At 69.9% G+C, this 16,567-nt stretch carries 17 protein-coding genes and 1 other RNA gene; 12 read left to right on the top strand and 6 right to left on the bottom strand.

The annotated features are described in order from the left end of the window. Positions 1-66: 66 nt before the first annotated feature. The 6 genes from ACFYTS_RS21315 to ACFYTS_RS21290 all read left to right on the top strand — a co-directional run bounded on the left by ACFYTS_RS21315 (position 67) and on the right by ACFYTS_RS21290 (position 6,580). Positions 67-1,278, top strand: coding sequence for a serine hydrolase domain-containing protein (locus ACFYTS_RS21315; RefSeq protein WP_387306609.1), 1,212 nt, complete (start codon positions 67-69; stop codon positions 1,276-1,278). Positions 1,279-1,330: 52 nt separating this feature from the next. Beyond that, entirely contained in the window at positions 1,331-1,819 is a 489-nt protein-coding gene (locus ACFYTS_RS21310; protein WP_387306608.1) for a hypothetical protein, read from the top strand. Positions 1,820-1,958: 139 nt separating this feature from the next. Beyond that, positions 1,959-3,008 (top strand): Rv2231c family pyridoxal phosphate-dependent protein CobC, encoded by a 1,050-nt coding sequence (cobC, locus tag ACFYTS_RS21305; RefSeq protein WP_387306606.1) that lies wholly within the window; start codon positions 1,959-1,961, stop codon positions 3,006-3,008. 34 nt (positions 3,009-3,042) lie between these two features. Further along, on the top strand, positions 3,043-4,173 hold the full coding sequence (locus ACFYTS_RS21300; protein ID WP_387306604.1) for a Nif3-like dinuclear metal center hexameric protein: 1,131 nt from the start codon (positions 3,043-3,045) through the stop codon (positions 4,171-4,173). Between the two features lie 170 nt (positions 4,174-4,343). Next, positions 4,344-5,081 carry a C4-type zinc ribbon domain-containing protein gene (locus tag ACFYTS_RS21295; protein ID WP_357278998.1) on the top strand — a complete coding sequence of 246 codons (738 nt, stop codon included), beginning with the start codon at positions 4,344-4,346 and terminating at the stop codon, positions 5,079-5,081. Between the two features lie 272 nt (positions 5,082-5,353). Next, positions 5,354-6,580 (top strand): bifunctional RNase H/acid phosphatase, encoded by a 1,227-nt coding sequence (locus ACFYTS_RS21290; RefSeq protein WP_387306602.1) that lies wholly within the window; start codon positions 5,354-5,356, stop codon positions 6,578-6,580. Positions 6,581-6,617: 37 nt separating this feature from the next. Here ACFYTS_RS21290 and ACFYTS_RS21285 read toward each other — a convergent pair whose 3' ends face one another. Next, positions 6,618-7,505 (bottom strand): alpha/beta fold hydrolase, encoded by an 888-nt coding sequence (locus ACFYTS_RS21285; protein WP_357278223.1) that lies wholly within the window; start codon positions 7,503-7,505, stop codon positions 6,618-6,620. Positions 7,506-7,535: 30 nt separating this feature from the next. Between ACFYTS_RS21285 and rnpB the strand changes: the two genes are divergently transcribed. The 6 genes from rnpB (at position 7,536) to ACFYTS_RS21255 (ending at position 11,813) form a co-directional block, all read left to right on the top strand. Further along, an RNA gene (gene rnpB, locus ACFYTS_RS21280) (RNase P RNA component class A) lies at positions 7,536-7,967 on the top strand. A 233-nt stretch (positions 7,968-8,200) separates the two neighbouring features. Beyond that, complete coding sequence (locus ACFYTS_RS21275; RefSeq protein WP_387306599.1) at positions 8,201-9,019, top strand: slipin family protein; 819 nt, start codon at positions 8,201-8,203, stop codon at positions 9,017-9,019. Between the two features lie 388 nt (positions 9,020-9,407). Further along, positions 9,408-9,734 carry a hypothetical protein gene (locus ACFYTS_RS21270; RefSeq protein WP_357278219.1) on the top strand — a complete coding sequence of 109 codons (327 nt, stop codon included), beginning with the start codon at positions 9,408-9,410 and terminating at the stop codon, positions 9,732-9,734. Between the two features lie 14 nt (positions 9,735-9,748). After that, positions 9,749-11,239, top strand: a complete 1,491-nt coding sequence (locus ACFYTS_RS21265) for an RNB domain-containing ribonuclease (protein WP_387306597.1) — start codon at positions 9,749-9,751, stop codon at positions 11,237-11,239. 19 nt (positions 11,240-11,258) lie between these two features. Further along, entirely contained in the window at positions 11,259-11,603 is a 345-nt protein-coding gene (locus ACFYTS_RS21260; RefSeq protein ID WP_387306595.1) for a Uma2 family endonuclease, read from the top strand. 57 nt (positions 11,604-11,660) lie between these two features. Continuing rightward, a complete protein-coding gene (locus ACFYTS_RS21255) occupies positions 11,661-11,813 on the top strand; it encodes a hypothetical protein (protein WP_387306593.1) in 153 nt (50 codons plus the stop codon). Positions 11,814-11,846: 33 nt separating this feature from the next. On the opposite strand, the gene ACFYTS_RS21250 is transcribed toward ACFYTS_RS21255, so the two are convergent. The 5 genes from ACFYTS_RS21250 to ACFYTS_RS21230 form a co-directional block, all read right to left on the bottom strand. Then, positions 11,847-12,737, bottom strand: a complete 891-nt coding sequence (locus tag ACFYTS_RS21250; RefSeq protein WP_387306591.1) for a CHAD domain-containing protein — start codon at positions 12,735-12,737, stop codon at positions 11,847-11,849. Continuing rightward, positions 12,738-13,694 (bottom strand): prolyl aminopeptidase, encoded by a 957-nt coding sequence (pip, locus tag ACFYTS_RS21245; RefSeq protein WP_387306589.1) that lies wholly within the window; start codon positions 13,692-13,694, stop codon positions 12,738-12,740. After that, the gene (locus ACFYTS_RS21240; protein ID WP_357278207.1) at positions 13,694-14,134 is read right to left on the bottom strand and encodes a hypothetical protein; all 441 of its coding nucleotides are present in this window, start codon (positions 14,132-14,134) and stop codon (positions 13,694-13,696) included. Before ACFYTS_RS21240 ends, pip begins: the two co-directional genes overlap by 1 nt. A 268-nt stretch (positions 14,135-14,402) precedes the next feature. Continuing rightward, a complete protein-coding gene (panB, locus tag ACFYTS_RS21235; protein WP_357278204.1) occupies positions 14,403-15,254 on the bottom strand; it encodes a 3-methyl-2-oxobutanoate hydroxymethyltransferase in 852 nt (283 codons plus the stop codon). Between the two features lie 109 nt (positions 15,255-15,363). Beyond that, complete coding sequence (locus ACFYTS_RS21230) at positions 15,364-16,494, bottom strand: S1C family serine protease (protein ID WP_387306586.1); 1,131 nt, start codon at positions 16,492-16,494, stop codon at positions 15,364-15,366. Positions 16,495-16,567: the final 73 nt, after the last annotated feature.

The raw sequence follows: 16,567 nt of genomic DNA, 5'->3' as shown, positions 1-16,567 counted from the left end.
ACTATTCGTACGATCGTCTTTTAAGTTATCTTGGCCCGGCTCTCACTGCTCGAACCGAGGTAATCGATGACAACAGCGCTCGAAGACAGGCCGCCCGCTCCCGCCCGCTCCCGCGCTCGGCGTTACGGGCCGCGCGTCGCGGTCGCATTCGCCCTGGTGGTGGCGCTGACGACCGCCGCCGCGTGGGCGGGCACCGCGATCTTGAACATTCCCGGACCACTGACTCTCTACCGGCTCGAGACCGCGCCGCCGTCCCAGCAGGGCGTCTTGTTCGCCAGCCGGACCGCCGCGGCGTCCGGCACGCCACGACCGCTGCCCGTCCGTACGAGCGAGTTGCCGGGCACCGTCCCGTGGAAACAGGACCGGATTCCGGTGGGGCAGTTCCTGGACACCACCAAGACCAATGCGTTCGTGGTCGTACGTGACGGCGCCGTCGCCTACGAGTGGTATCGCGACGGAGTCGACGCGACGACCCGGCTGTCCTCGTGGTCGTTGGCCAAATCGCTGGTGTCCCTGCTCGTCGGCCGCGCGATCGACGCCGGGAAATTGCGGGAGAGCGATCGGCTCGGCGACCTCCTGCCCGAGCTGCGGACCGGCACCGACTACGACAGCGTGACCGTCGGGCAACTGCTGGACATGACCTCGGGCGTCGACGTCGGCGAGAATTACAACAAGTACCTACCGCTGTCGGGCACCGCGCGTATGTATCTCACCGAGGACCTGCCCGGATTCCTGCGCGATCACCGCGGCCTGCGCTTCACGCCCGGGTCCACGGCGGAATACCGCAGCGTCGACACCCAGCTGCTCGGCCAGATCATGGCGCGAGTGGAAGGCAAACCCCTCACCGAGCTTTTCGAGCGTGACATCTGGGGGCCGATGGGCGCCCAGGATTCCGCGCTGTGGAATCTCGACCACGACGGCGGGCAGGAAAAGGCGTTCTGCTGTTTCAACGCCACCGCCCGCGACTACGCCAAGATCGGGCAGCTGGTGCTCGACGGCGGCCGGGCCGGCGGCGCTCAGATCATTCCGCCCGCCTGGATCACCCGGATCGGCAACCCCGCGCCGCACCAAGTGGATGGCTGGGGCTACTCGGCGCAGTGGTGGCACCCGGTCGGCGGCGACGGCGCCGATCTGTCCGCGGTCGGCGTCTATGGCCAGTACATCTACGTCGACCCGCCCAGCCACACGGTCATCGTGAAACTGAGCGACTACGGCACCGGCCAGGACGAACTCGACACCATCGCCGTGTTCCGCGACCTCGCGCGCGCCGGGCGCTGACACCGGCGCATCACCCGAACCGAACCGACAACCCCTCGATATTGGAGATCTCATGAACCGCAACGCCCGTGTCCTCGTCGCCGCCGCCCTCGCCGCGACCCTGATGACGCTCACCACGGAGGCGGCCACCGCCGCGCCCGCCCCGAACGCCACCGAAGTGAATGTCGAAGCGAATGCTGATGCGGGGCAGCAGCTTTCGCCGCAGGCTCCGGTCGCGACCCCGGTGTCGGTGCTGACCAGCGATCCGCAGGCCGACATCGACACCGCACTGAACCAGGTCGGCAACGAATTCATGTTGGCCGCCACCGTGGGCACCATGGCCGGCGGGGTGGTGGGCCTGGTGGGCGGTTGCGTCATCGGCGCGGTCGTGGGCGCGATCGGCGGCTGCATTCCCGGGCTGGGAATCGGGGCGGCCGTGGGGCCGATCGTCGGTGGCCTGATCGTGGGGGTTCCGGCCGCGATCGCCGCATTGGCGCAGGCGTACAGCACCCTGCACGCCGCCGGTGAGATCAGTGCTCCGCTGGCCGTGGCGGCGGACTGAATCTCGCAGCGGCGCCGAAACGGCGGCGTGCCGGTCCGGTCACGCCGCCCGGCACGGGTCGTGGCCGGTGGGCCGACGAAACGCGCACGTGCGATCGCGCTGCCGGGACGTGAACTTCGGACACGTAGGGTGGACGGCTGTGCCGGACGACACCGAGTTCCAGGATTTCGACCATGCCAGGCTGCGGCACCACGGGGACGTGGACGCGCGGCCGGGCATGGTGGATTTCGCGGTGAACGTTCAGGGGAGCGCGCCGCCGGAATGGCTGCGGGAGCGGCTGGCGGGACGGCTGGAAGAGCTGGGGCGGTATCCGGGGGAGGCGGATGAGCGGGCGGCGCGGGCAGCGGTGGCCGCGCGGCACGGGCGGTCGGTCGACGAGGTGCTGTTGCTGGCCGGGGTGGCCGAGGGGTTCGCGATGCTGCCGCGGCTGGTGTCCCGGCTGGCGGCGGTGATCCATCCGTCGTTCACCGAGCCGGAGCTGGCGTTGCGCGAGGCGGGGGCGCCGGTGGCGCGGGTGGTGCTGGAGCCGCCGTACTCGCTCGACGGTGTCGTGGTGCCGGAGGACGCGGATCTGGTGGTGGTGGGCAATCCCACGAACCCGACCTCCGTGCTGCACTCGGCGGACAGTATCCGGGCGCTGCGGCGGCCGGGACGTATCGTGGTGGTGGACGAGGCGTTCGCCGACGCGGTGCCGGGCGAGTCGGAATCCCTTGCCGGAGAGAGTCATCCGAATGTCTTGGTGTTCCGTAGCTTGACCAAGACATGGGCGCTGGCCGGACTGCGCTGCGGGTACGCGCTCGGCGCGCCGGAGGTGCTGGCGCGCTTGAATCACGGTCGCGCCCACTGGCCGCTGGGCACCTTGCAGCTGGAAGCCATTGCGGCGGTGAGCGAACCGGCCGCGGTCGCGCAGGCGCGGCGGATGGCCGAGCGCATCGCCGCCGATCGCGCCACCATGATCCCGCGGCTGCGGGAACTGGGCGTCGAGGTGCACGAGCCCGCGGCGGGCCCGTTCCTGCTGATCCGGGTGCCGGACGCGGAATTATTGCGAAAGCGGCTCGCGGACAAGGGCGTCGCGGTGCGCCGCGGTGATACGTTCCCCGGGCTGGAAACGGGCTTCCTGCGGGTCGCGGTGCGGTCGGCGGGTGCGGTGGACCGGCTCGTCGCGGCCATTCGCGACGTGGGGTTGTGATCGTGGCAGGCAGGATCGAGAAGGAGGTTCGGTTGTGACGACGGTGCGGCTGTCGGATCTCATCGCGGCGCTGGAAGCGGCGTACCCGCCCGGCCTGGCCGAGTCCTGGGATTCGGTGGGCTTGGTGTGCGGTGACCCGCGGGACTCGGTCTCGCGGGTGCTGTTCGCCGTCGACGCCACGGCCGCGGTCGTGGACGAGGCCATCGAGTGGGGCGCGCAGGCGCTGGTCGTGCACCATCCGCTGTTGCTGCGCGGGGTGGACACGGTCGCGGCCGACACCCCGAAAGGCGCGCTGCTGCACCGGCTCATCCGCTCCGGCTGCGCGCTGTTCAGCGCCCACACCAACGCCGACTCCGCCGATCCGGGCGTCTCCGACGCGCTCGCGGCGGCGATCGGGCTCACCGTCACCGGGCCGCTCGATCCGAAACCGCTGACCGCCCTGGACAAGTGGGTGGTGCAGGTGCCGGTCACGCACCGCGACGCCGTGCTGGACGCCCTGTTCGCGGCGGGCGCGGGCAGGATCGGCGCCTACTCCGACGCCGCCTGGACGGTCACGGGCACCGGCCAGTTCCGGCCCCTCGAGGGAGCCAACCCGGCGCTGGGAATGGTCGGCGAGCTGCACGAGGTCTCCGAGGATCGCCTCGAGGTGGTGGCCCCGCCGTCGCGGCGGGCCGCGATCCTGGCCGCCCTGCGCGCGGCGCACCCCTACGAGGAACCCGCCTATCACGTCACCGAACGCGCCGGCCTGCCGTCCGGGCTGGGCATCGGCCGGGTCGGCGAGCTGCCGGCCCCGGAAACCCTGCGCGAGTTCACCGCTCGCGTGCGCGCCGCCCTGCCCGCGACCACCTGGGGTGTTCGGGCCGCCGGTGATCCGGACCGGATCATCCGCACCGTCGCCGTGTGCGGCGGCGCGGGAGATTCCTTCCTGGGCAAGGTCTCCCGCCTCGGCGTGGACGCCTACGTCACCTCCGACCTGCGTCACCACCCCGCCGACGAACACCTGCGCGCGGGCGGCCCGGCCCTGATCGACGCCGCCCACTGGGCCACCGAGTTCCCCTGGTGCGGCCAGGCCGAGGGTGTGGTCCGCCACGCCCTGCCCGGCCTCGAGACCCGCGTCTCCGCCCTGCGCACCGACCCCTGGACCCTCGGCGAGTCCGACTGCTGAGCCCGTCCGCGCGCGACGTCGCCGGCCCGGCCGCCCCCGGCGATTTTCCGGCTCGGCCCGGTCCGCGTGATCGTTTGTCCTGCTCGGGGCGGGCTTGGCGTTGCGGGCCCCGCCGGGGCGGTACGGTGGGAGTCTTGAATTTCGTCCATAGCGTCCAGGAGACCTTCGCGTTGAATGCCGAACCATCGATCCAGGCCAAGCTGCTCGACCTCGCCGCCGTCGACGCCGAGCTGACGCGGATCGAGCATCGCCGCAAGGTGCTGCCCGAGCAGCAGGACGTGGATCGGCTGGCCGCGGAGCGCACCACCCGCAAGGACGAGGCGGTGAAGGCCGAGATCCTGATCGACGACCTCGACCGCGACATCCGCAAGCTGGAAGGCGAGATCGAGGCCGTCCGCAAGCGCGAGGAGCGCGACCGCGGCCTGCTCACCGCCGGTTCGGTCGGAGCCAAGCAGCTCTCCGAACTGCAGCACGAGCTGACCAGCCTGGAACGCCGCCGCAAGGTCCTCGAGGACGACGAGATCGAGGTGATGGAGCGCCGCGAGGCCGCGGCCGCCGCGCACGCCCACGCCGGGGCCAACCTGGACCAGGCCGAGGCCGAACTGGTCGACGCCGAGCGCCTGCGCGACAGCGCCCTGGCCGACCTCAACGTCGCCCAGCAGCGCTGCGACTCCGACCGCGAAGCCCTGACCCGGTCGTTCCCCGCCGACCTGATCGCCACCTACGACAAGCAGCGCACCACCTACGGCGTCGGCGCGGCCCTGCTCCAGGCGCGCCGCTGCGGCGCCTGCCGCATCGAACTGGACCGCGGCGAGATCTCCCGCATCTCCCAGACCGCCCCCGACGTCGTGGTCCGCTGCCCCGAATGCGGCGCGATCCTGGTGCGCACCAAGCACTCCGGGCTCTGACCGGACCGCCGCGCGCTCACCGGCGCGCGGCACCCGTGCCGCCCGGCGGGGACCGGCACACGACACGACAGCCCGAATACCGCGAACCAGCACGGCGACGCGACAGGATCGACGCCTGGCCCGCACCGGATACCCGAGGCGAGGACACGGTGAGGCGGCGCGGCGGCCGACCCGCGAACCGGGTGCCGCGCGGCGCGGACCTCGACGCCACGGCGGCGTGACCCGCCGGCGGATTCTCGGACCTGCACGGAAGGTGAACAGCGTTGGTGGACATGGTGATTGTGGAAGCGGACGGCGGCTCGCGCGGCAATCCCGGCCCCGCCGGGTACGGCGCGGTGGTCTGGGACGCCGATCGCGCGCGCGTCCTGGCCGAGCGCAAGGAATTCCTCGGGGTCGCCACCAACAATGTCGCCGAATACCGCGGCCTCATCGCGGGTCTGGAGGCGGCCGCCGAGCTGGGTGCGCGGGAGGTGTCGGTGCGCATGGACTCGAAGCTGGTCGTCGAGCAGATGTCCGGGCGCTGGAAGGTCAAGCACGAGGCCATGATTCCGCTCGCCGATCGGGCGCGGCGGCTGGTGGCCGGGTTCGAGCGGGTGAGCTTCGCGTGGATTCCGCGCAAGGAGAACTCGCACGCCGACCGGCTGGCGAACGAGGCGATGGACGACGCCGATACCGTCGCCGAGGTCCGTACGGCGCTGCGGGAGTCGGGCCAGGCACTCGGCCGACCGGCCGAACTGGGATCAGGCGCATCGAATTCGACGGCGGCCGAACGCGATTCCGGTAGCGACCGGGGCACGCTCGGGCAGGTCGCCGCCGCGGTGGCGGGCGGCGTCGTGGACAGTCCCGCATCCGCCGCCACGCCCGCGCCCGGCTGGACCGGGGCGCTGGGGCGGCCGACCCGGCTGCTGCTGCTCCGGCACGGGCAGACGGAATTGTCGGTGGAGCGCCGGTATTCGGGCCGCGGCAATCCGCCGCTGACCGAACTCGGCCGGCAGCAGGCCGCGAACGCGGCGGCCATGCTCGCGCGCAAAGGCGGGATCGAGGCCATCGTGTGCTCGCCGCTGGGTCGGGCGCGGGAGACCGCGGAGGCGGCCGGGAAGGCGCTCGGGCTGCCGGTGCGGGTGCTGGAAGGATTGACCGAGACCGACTTCGGGGCCTGGGAGGGAATGACATTCCTGGAAGCCCGCGAACAGGATCCGGAGCTGCACGGGCAGTGGCTGGGCGATCCGTCGACCCCGGCGCCGGGCGGTGAGAGCTTCGATCAGGTGCGTGAGCGGGTCGAGTCGGTGCGGCGGGATCTGGTGGCGTTGTATCCGGGCGCGAATGTGCTTGTGGTCAGCCATGTCACGCCGATCAAGACGCTGCTGCAACTGGCGCTCGGAGTGGGTCCGTCGCTGCTCTACCGGCTGCACCTGGATCTGGCGTCGCTGTCGATCGCGGAGTTCTACCCTGACGGCGGCTCGTCGGTGCGCCTGGTCAACGACACGTCGTATCTCTGAGGAGATTGGTAACCGCCTGTGCCGCAGGGGGTTCGGTTCACGGACGTAGGGTCGCCATCAGGAACTCGGTCTGGTCGTAGACGGCCTTCTCGAACCAGTCGTCGAAGTAGATGTCGAAATGGCCGATCGGATAACGCTTCACGGTGGCGTGCTTGGTCCGTTCGGCCGCCTTCACGGTGGGGCCCGCCGGGGCCACCGAGTCGTTGTCGCAGATCGCGTACAGCACAGGCGCTTTGATGTCCTTGACGTGCCGCGTCGGATTGTCGAACAGGGTCGACAGCCCGATCCGCGCCGCCACCTTCGGCCGGTACTGCGCGCTCTCCTCGGCGAGCCGCCCGAATCCGGCGGGCACGTCGGCCGCGCTCATCAACGCCGCGGAGTGCTTCTTGCCCGCCAGCCGCGCGGTGATCGGGCGCCGAATGATCGGCCCCAACACCTGATCCGTCACCGCCAGCGTCCCGGTCTTGATCAGGCTGAACGGCCCCTTCGCCAGCGCCGAGGACCAGCCGCTGGTGAACGGGCACTGCGCCACCACCGCCGCGATGTAGTGGTCGTCCGGCGCCACCGCGAGCACATGCCCGCCGCCGAAAGAGCTGCCCCACAATGCGATTCGCGTCGCGTCGATCCCCCGGACGGTGCGCGCGAACGCGATCGCCGCATGCCAGTCCTCACGCTGCCGCGCGATATTGATCACCTGCCGGGGCTCGCCCCCGCTGGCCCCGAAATGCCGATAGTCGAAGGCCAGAGCCGCGATTCCCACCGACGCGAAACGTCGCGCGTACCGATCCAACCCCATTTCCCGGTCCGCCCCCAGCCCGTGCCCCATGACCACCAGCGGGCGCGGACGCGGCGGTCCATCCGGGAGATACAGCCAGCCGGCGCACTGTTCGACACCCGAAGGGAACCCCACCTCGACACGCTCCATGACGCCCTACCGTACCCTGGTGGCCGCGGACGAGTCGGTCGGGCGGCCGCGGCGAGAGGAACGGGCAACGCGTGTGCCGCAGCCTGTCGCCGAGGAAAGTCCGGACTCCGGAGAGCAGGGCGGTTGTTAACGGCAACCCGGGGCAACCCGCGGGACAGTGCCACAGAAAACAAACCGCCGGCGGGCCGCACTTCGCGAGAAGTGCACCGCCGGTAAGGGTGAAACGGTGCGGTAAGAGCGCACCAGCGCGCCGGGTGACCGGCGCGGCTAGGTAAACCCCGCCCGGAGCAAGGTCGAAGGCCGCACTCGCGAGAGTGCGGCTGCGCAGGTGTTCGAGGGCTGCTCGCCCGAGCCTGCGGGTGGACCGCTCGAGGCACCCGGCAACGGTGTGTCCAGATGGATGGTCGCCACCCGGCGTTTCGACGTCGGGGACAGGATCCGGCTTACAGACCGACTCGTCCGCCCGTATTTTCTGCCCCTCCGCTTCGCTGCGGGGCGGGTTCGCGGCCTGTGGTCCCGATTCTTCCCTCCTCCGCTTCGCTCCCCCGCTACGTCGGTCCAGAATCGGGACGGCCGCGAACTGGGGGTGATCTGTCGGCGAGAATTTGGCGTCGCGGGGGCGATCTCCCGGTGCCATCATGGAAGGCACACCACCGGATTCGCGGTGGCGCGGAGATATTTTCGCGGAGCTCGCCATGGATGTTCTGTATCTGCTGATCGGATGGCTCGCCGCCATCGTCGTGATCGCCGGAATCGGCCTGGCGGCCGGGGTACGGGTGGTCACGCAATACGAGCGGGGCGTGGTGTTCCGGCTCGGGCGGGTGCGGGCGGTGCGGGAGCCGGGACTGCGGCTGCTGATTCCCGGCGTGGACAAGATGTCCAAGATTTCCATGCAGGTGATCACGATGCCGGTGCCCGCGCAGGAGGGCATCACCCGCGACAATGTGACCGTCCGGGTGGACGCGGTCGTCTACTTCCGGGTCATCGATCCCATGCGCGCCCTTGTCGAGGTGCAGGACTATCTGTTCGCGGTCGCGCAGGTGGCGCAGACGTCGCTGCGTTCGATCATCGGCAAGAGCGAACTCGACGATCTGCTGTCGAATCGGGAGCAGCTCAACAAGGGCCTGGAATTGCTCATCGACTCGCCCGCTCTGAACTGGGGCGTGCACATCGACCGCGTCGAGATCAAAGACGTCGCCTTGCCGGACGCTCTGAAGCGTTCCATGTCCCGCCAGGCCGAGGCCGAACGCGAACGCCGCGCCCGCGTCATCTCCGCGGAGGGCGAATTGCAGGCGTCGCAGAAGCTGGCCCAGGCCGCCGCCAACATGTCCGACGCCCCCGCCGCATTGCAGCTGCGATTCCTGGAGACCGTGGTTCAGGTTGCGGCGGAGAAGAATTCGACCCTGGTGTTGCCGTTCCCGGTGGAGCTGCTGCGTTTCCTCGAACGCAGCGGCCGGACGCCGGCCGAGACCGCGCCGGAGGAGCCCGACGCGTCGCAAGAGATGAGGGAGTAAGTCATGGCTGGTGTCGTTCAACCGGCGGCCATCGTGGTGCTGTTCGCCATCGCGTATGGATTCAAACTCTTCAGTGCCAAGTTCCCGGGCGGACTGCGCGGTAGGTAGGCGGTCCGCGCGGCGAGCGGTGCGGCCGCGGGAAAACTGGCGGGCGGGCGGCGTGATCGACACCGCTCGCCCGTTTCCCCGCGCATCTCCTCCGCATGGATGAGAATGGCGGCGCGCCTCACGGTGTGTACCGGCGCGGCTCGGCGTGTCGGGCGGGTTATCGGCCTTGAACTGGCACCGAACGTGATCGACGTCATAAAGTGTTGCGCGTTGGAAAGTTCCGTAGCGGTCCGCGACGGGACAAGGGCTCAACAAACGTCGGAAAGCAGGTCTCGTCTCAATGCGAATTGCTCGCAAACTGGCAGTGGGAGCGTTTCTCGCCGCTGCCGCTTCCGCTGTGCTGGGTGCCGGTTCTGCCTCCGCGGTGGCCGTGACGCCGCTGCCGGGCGGGATTCAGGTGGATCTCACCGCGGCGGACACGCAGTGGGTGGCGCAGAACCACTTCGGACAGGTCATCGCCGGCCTGCCGCATCCGTCGGCCGCGTCGTTCGGGGAAGCCCTGGACTCGGCCGCGGCGCTGTCGTCGCAGTACCCGGGTGGCCGCGTGGTGTTCACCGTGTACGGTCCGTTCAACGAGCTGAACGGCACGATGCTGGCCCTGCAGTAGGGCCAGTCTCCGCAGTGGAACTGCATCAACGGATCGTGTCGGCGCCGGTGGACTTCGGTGCCGTCCGAACCGAGTTCGGACTGGCCTCGGACTACCCGTCCGAGGCCGTCTCGGAAGCCCGCGACGCGGTCGACGCGTTCGCGGGCGCCCGAGCCGACCGGCGGGAGATCCCGCTGGTCACCATCGATCCCCCGGGTGCCCTGGATCTGGACCAGGCCGTCTGCCTGGAACGCACCCCGAGCGGCGGATTCCTTCTCCACTACGCCATCGCCGATGTGGCCGCGGTGGTCGTCCCCGGCGGGCCGCTGGCCCGCGCGTCCCTGGCCCGCGGCCAGACCTTCTACTTCCCCGACGGCACCGTCCCGCTGCACCCGCCGGTGCTGAGCGAGGGCCTCGCCAGCCTGCTACCCGACGTCGACCGCCCGGCCGCGCTGTGGACCATCGAATGCGACGCGCACGCCGAACCGGTGCGGTTCTCGGTGACCCGCGCGCTGGTCCGCTCCCGCGCCCGCCTCGACTATCAGGGCGTACAGGCCGACGCCGACAACGGCCGCCTGCACCCGTCGATCGCCGCGCTGCCCGACTTCGGGCGGCTGCGCATCGCGGCCGGCATCGAGCGCGGCGCGATCACGCTGCGGTTGCCCGACCAGACCGTGGTCCGCGACGCCGAGCAAACCGGGATCGACCACTGGCAGCTGGCGCTGGAACCGCGCACCGCCGCCAACGACTGGAACGAGCAGATCTCCCTGCTGACCGGAATGTGTGCGGCCCGAATCATGCTCGACGGACATAACTCGAACGGCTCCGGCAACCCCGAGCCGCCGGGTCTGCTGCGCACCATGCCGCCGCCCGCGCCGGCCGCCATCGAGTCCATGCGCCGCACCGCCGCCGCGGTCGGGGTGCCGTGGCCGCCCGGGGAGTCCGCGGGCCGCATGCTGGCCGAACTGGACTGCAATACGCCCGCCGCCCTGGTGCTCATGTCGGAGGCCACCGGCCTGCTGCGCGGCGCCTCCTACACCATCCTGAACGGCCAGGACCCGAACACCTTGCGGCACAGCGCGATCGGGGCCCCGTACGCACACGTGACCGCCCCGCTGCGTCGCCTGGCCGACCGCTACGCCACCGAGATCTGCCTGGCCCTGTGCGCGAAAACCGCAGTGCCGCAGTGGGTCGTCGACGAACTGGCCATCGCCGTCGACACCATGCGCCGCACCGACGCCCTCGCCGGCAAGGTCGAACGCGCCTGCCTGGACCTCACCGAGGCCACCGTCCTGTCCCCGCGCCTGCACACCGACTTCGACGCCGTCGTGCTCCGCGAGGCCAACGGCACCCGCCCCGCCGAGATCTTCATCGCCGACCCACCGGTGTTGGCCAAATGCACCGGCGCCCCGCCGGAAGGCGAGAACGTCCAGGTCCGCCTCACCGAGGCCGACCCCGTCACCCGCACCGTCACCTTCAGCTACGCCACTGGACCTACGCTTTCGATGCCATACTCGACGTCATGACCGTCGAACCGTTTCCGCAGTGGCTACGCCGCCGCCGGGCGGCTTCGTCGCAGAGGACCTCGATCGCCTGCCCGATCTGCCCCCGCACACCGAGCTGATCGACGGGAGCCTCGTCTTCGTGAGCCCGCAAGCCCAGTTTCACGCGCTGGCAGTCAGCATGTTCGAAACGGCGTTGCGGCGTTGCGCGCCCTCCACCGTTCGAATTCGGCGCGAAATGACGGTGACGCTGGATCGCAACCAGCGACCCGAGCCAGCTGTCATCGCCGTGCGTGCCGATCGCGCGGGCGTTCCCGCACTGACGACGTACCGGGCTGATGATGTCCTGCTGGCTGTCGAGGTCGTATCGCCCGAGTCGCGAACATGAGATCGGGAACGCAAACCGCAGCTCTACGCGAAGGCTGGAATATCGCATTTCTGGCGCGTGGAGAATGCGGATGGGCGGCCGGTTGTCTACGTCTATGAGCTCGACCCGGCCACGGGTGCCTACGCGCTCACCGGAATCCACCATGATCGGCTTCAGCTGACCGTTCCGTTCGAGCTGGAGATCGATCTCACCGAGATCGACTTGCTCTGACTGCATTTCGCGGGTGCGAACCGCTCGTCCGGGTCAGCCCAGCGGGTGGTGGTGGACGAATTCGACGGCGTCGGGGTACTGGTCGAGGGCCTGGGCGGCTGCTGCCGCCTCGGCGTCACACAGGTGTTGGTAGGTGTAGTCGGCGTCGACGGCGTGGGTGCGGATCGTGTTGAGCGCTTCCACGGCGTCACGGTGGTCGCCGAGCACTCCCTGTAGGTGTTTGGCCTTCTTGCCGAGGTCCTCGGCGGGTTTGCCGAGGACGGCGGTGGCGGCCTCGGCGGAGTAGCGCAATCGTTTGGCGGCCTTGCGAATATCGTGCAGGCGCTCGATGCGCTCGTCCCCGGACAGGCCGTGCTCGGCGTGCACGAGGTGGCGCAGCTTCCGGAGGTCACGGCGCAGGACCTTGGTGAAGACCGGTTCCGCCGGTTCGCCGGCGCGGGAGTCCTTCAGCGGCGGGTCGGTGAGTAAATCCTGCAGACCGCGGATCAGCGAGGCGTAGCGGTGGTCGCCGAACGCGGTGACCACCGCGCGGTGGGCTCCGGCATAGGTATCGCGCTCCTCGGCGATGAGCCGCTGGGCGAAACCTTGGTGGTGAGTGGGTCTCTCGTCCATCGGCACCGTCTGCTCGCGCGGTGCCCCGGTGGCGGCGAGCAGCTCGGTGAAGCGTTCGGCGCGTACCTCGGCGTCCCGGGCCACCCCCAGCAATCCCGCCAGCCAGCGCAATTCATCGGTGATCTCGGTGACCGGTGCGCGGCGCAGCACCCGCCGGTAGGACTTCAGCACGCTGCGCAGCCGCCGGGTGGCCACCCGCATCTTGTGCACCGAGTCCGGAAGGTCCTGGCGCACATCGGGTTCGGCCGTACACAGCCGGTCCACATCGGCGGCTACTGCGTCGACCAAGGCGGGACCGGCTGTGGTGCTCATCTACGTCCTGTACTTGTCGGTGGCTTCCACCAGGTGGTGGGTGATGCCGGGTTCGAGGGCCGCGTGGCCGGCGTCGGCCACCAGGTGCAGTTCCGAGCCGGGCCAGGCCCGGTGCAGATCCCAGGCGCTGGTGGCCGGGCACACGACGTCGTAGCGGCCCTGCACGATAACGCCGGGAATGTGGGCGATGCGGTCGATGTCGCGCAGCAGCTGTCCCTCGTCGAGGAAGCCGCCATTGACGAAGTAGTGGTTCTCGATGCGCGCGAACGCCAGCGCGAAGCGCGGATCGGCGGTCTCGGCGACCCGATCCGGCTGGGGCAGCAGGGAACTCGTGGCACCCTCCCAGGTGGACCACGCGACGGCCGCGTCGGTGGCGAGAGCGGCATCGGGGGAGTGCAGCAGGCGGTGATAGACCTCGACGAGGTCATGCCCGCGGTCGGCTTCCGGCACCGGCGCCAGGAACTTCTCCCACTCGTCGGGGTACACGTACCCCGCGGAGCCATTGTAGTACCAATCGATTTCCTTGCGCCGCAACAGGAATATGCCGCGCAGCACCAGCTCGGTGACCCGGTCGGGGTGGGTCTGGGCGTAGCTCAACGCCAGCGTCGAACCCCACGATCCGCCGAACACCAGCCACCGCTCGATGCCCAGATGCGTTCGCAGCCTTTCGATATCGGCGACCAGGTCCCAGGTGGTGTTGTGCTCGAGGCTCGCCCCGTCGGCGATGTGCGGCGTCGACTGCCCGCACCCGCGCTGATCGAACAGCACGATCCGGTACGCCTGGGGATCGAAGAACTGCCGGTGGTAGGGCGCGGTGCCGCCGCCCGGTCCGCCGTGTAGGAAGACGGCGGGCTTGCCGTCCGGATTGCCGCTCACCTCGTAGTAGAGCGACTGACCGTCGCCGATATCCAGCTTGCCCTGCTCGTAGGGCTCGATCGCCGGGTACAGAGTGCGCATCAGCCCGCCACCAGGCCCGCGGCCATGTTCGGGATCTCCAGCGCGGACAGCGTCTGATCGCGCACATCCGCACAGCTCTTGGTGGTGACCCGGTCGACCACGCCCCGCTCGCTGGGAATGAACAGGCCGTTCTGCACCGCCCACTGGGCGACGGTCGCGTTGAACGCGATCTTGCCCAGCGTCGGACCCTGCACCCGCCAGTCCGACAGCTGCGGGCGCAGCATGTCGCACAGCTGCTTGGCCTGATCCTCGGAAATGTTCAATTGTGCGGCGGTGCTCGGCGGGGTCGACGGTGCGGAGGTGAGCGATGAGCCGGAGCCCTTGGGCTGCGACGACCCGGTGGAGGTGTTGTCCCCGCACGCGGCGGTCAGCGCGACGGCGGCCAACGCCGCGCCCAGCAGCGAGGTACGGCGGATCCAGCGACTAGTTCCACGATCCATGAATTCCCTTTGGTCGTTCCAGCTCGTTGGCTTTCGAGTCTGCCACCAAAATCGGGCTGTGGACCGAGATGACGGGCCCCGAAGGCTGGGGGATAGCCGGAAGCTATGAAAAGTGCCGGGCAGGGTGTCGGTGGGTGACCTCGAGTCCCGGCATCGGTCCACGGCGTCGCCGTGTCGGCCCGCGGCATCTCCGTATCGGCCCACCGAGCGGCGAAACGCCCCCGCGATCATCGCGGGGGCGTTCCCGTTCACTGCGCGGCCGGACCGCTCAGTAGCTGTGCTCCGGGCCGGGGAACACCCCGCGCCGTACCTCGTCGGCGTAAGTGGCTGCGGCGGTACGCAATTGCCCGCCCACATCCGCGAACTGCTTGACGAACTTGGCGGTCTTGCCGCCGGTGTAGCCCACCATGTCCTGCCAGACCAGCACCTGCGCATCGCATTCCACGCCCGCGCCGATGCCGACGGTCGGAATGGTCAGCTTGCGGGTGACCTGCCCGGCCAGCTCGGCGGGCACCATCTCCATCACGACGGAGAAGGCCCCGGCCTCCTGCACCGCGATGGCGTCGGCGATGAGCTGCTCGGCCCCGTCACCGCGGCCCTGCACCCGGAATCCGCCCAGCGTGTTGACGCTCTGCGGGGTGAACCCGATGTGCGCCATCACCGGAATGCCGGCGGCGGTCAGCGTGTGGATGGTGTCGGCCACGCGCTCGCCGCCCTCCAGCTTCACCGCGTGCGCCCCGGTCTCCTTCATGAACCGCACGGCCGTGGCCAGCGCCTGTTCGGGGGAGGACTCGTAGCTGCCGAACGGCAGGTCGGCCACGACCAGCGCGTGCGGAGCGCCCTTCACGACGCCGCGGACCAGCGGGATCAGTTCGTCGACGGTGATCGCCACGGTGGTGTCGTAGCCGTACACCACATTGGCGGCCGAGTCGCCGACCAGCAGAACCGGAATCCCGGCCTCTTCGAAGAGCCGAGCGGTGGAGTAGTCGTAGGCGGTGAGCATGGACCAGCGCTCGCCCGCCTGCTTCATCTGCTGCAGGTGCTGCACTCGCGTCTTCCGCCGCGCGGGAGTTGTCGGCGCCGAACCGTACACAGGGGTTTCCGCATCGGATACGGACATCATCGTCCCTTTCGTCGTTCCTCGAGGCCCGTGCCGGGTCCCCGGGTTGTTCTGACGTCCTCAGTCTGCCATTGCGGCCGCTCACCCCAGCGATGCAATTGCTCACATCTCAGCCGACCGGTCCCTTCGCCAGCTGGACGCGCTCCGACCGGTTCTGCCCGCTCGGGTCGGTCCATTTCAATGTGACGGTGTCGCCCGGGTGGTGCAGGTCCATGGTCGCGGTGAGGTCGGTGGCCGTGGTGATGGTGTGGTCGTCGAGGCCGGTGATGACGTCGCGGGCGGCCATCCCGAGCTGATCGGCGGGCCCGCCCTGGACCACGCCCCGGATCTGCGCGCCGCCCCCGGCGGAGGTCACGGAGACGCCGATGAAGGCGGTGTCGCCGATGTGGATGCGGTCCGAGCCCTGGCCCGCCTGGATCTGCTTGGCCACCCCGGCGGCCTTGTTGATCGGGATGGCGAAGCCCTGACCGCCGCCGATGCTGAACCGGAACCCCTTGGACGCGGCGGTGTCCATGCCGATCACCTTGCCGGTCGAGTCGACCAGCGGGCCCCCGGAGTCGCCGGGTTCGATACTCGCGGCGACCTGGATGAGGCCGGTCAGCTGCTCGGAGCTGCCGGTGGCGTCGTCGCTGGCGGTGATGGACCGGTTCAGCGCGGTGACCGTGCCCTGGGCGGGAGTGGGCTCGCCGCGGCCGCCGGCGTTGCCGACACCCACCACGGGGTCGCCGACGGCCACCTTGTCGGAGTCGCCGAGCGGCGCGGTCTGCAATCCGGACGCCCCGGTCAGTTTGATGACGGCCATGTCCTCGCTGCGGTCGAACCCGACCACGGTGGCCTCGTAGGTCCGCCCGTTCCCGAGATCGGTCGCCGAGATCTTGGTCGCGCCCTCCACCACGTGATTGTTGGTGAGCACGATGCCGTCCGAGCCGAGCACGATGCCGGTCCCCGCGCCCTCGCCGTTCTGCAGCCCCAGCTCGGTGTCGATATCCACGATGCCCGGCACCACATTTCGCGCGGCCACGTCGAGATCGGCTGGCGCGGTGGTGAAGTCGATGGGCTGGCTCTTCGTCACCCCGCCCGGCGATTCCGCGATCGGCGCACCCGGCAGGGTCGAGGGCCCGCACGCGACCAGTCCCAGCGTGGCGGTCAGCGCGACCGCCGCCGCCGCGGCGATACGCAGCGCGCGGGGGCGGGACGAGCGGGTGGTGGACCGATTCGGCGAAAGTGGTTGTACGGACATGGCATCCCCTCGTGCGTAGAGCCCCCCGGTTCTCTCCCATTAAGCATGCGGTTTCTGAGAGCGGCCTGGGGAC

The organism is Nocardia sp. NPDC004151 (assembly GCF_042874235.1).
In the GTDB taxonomy this organism is placed as follows: domain Bacteria; phylum Actinomycetota; class Actinomycetes; order Mycobacteriales; family Mycobacteriaceae; genus Nocardia.
Note: the sequence above shows the minus strand (reverse complement) of the source record. Positions and strands in the feature narration are given on the sequence as shown.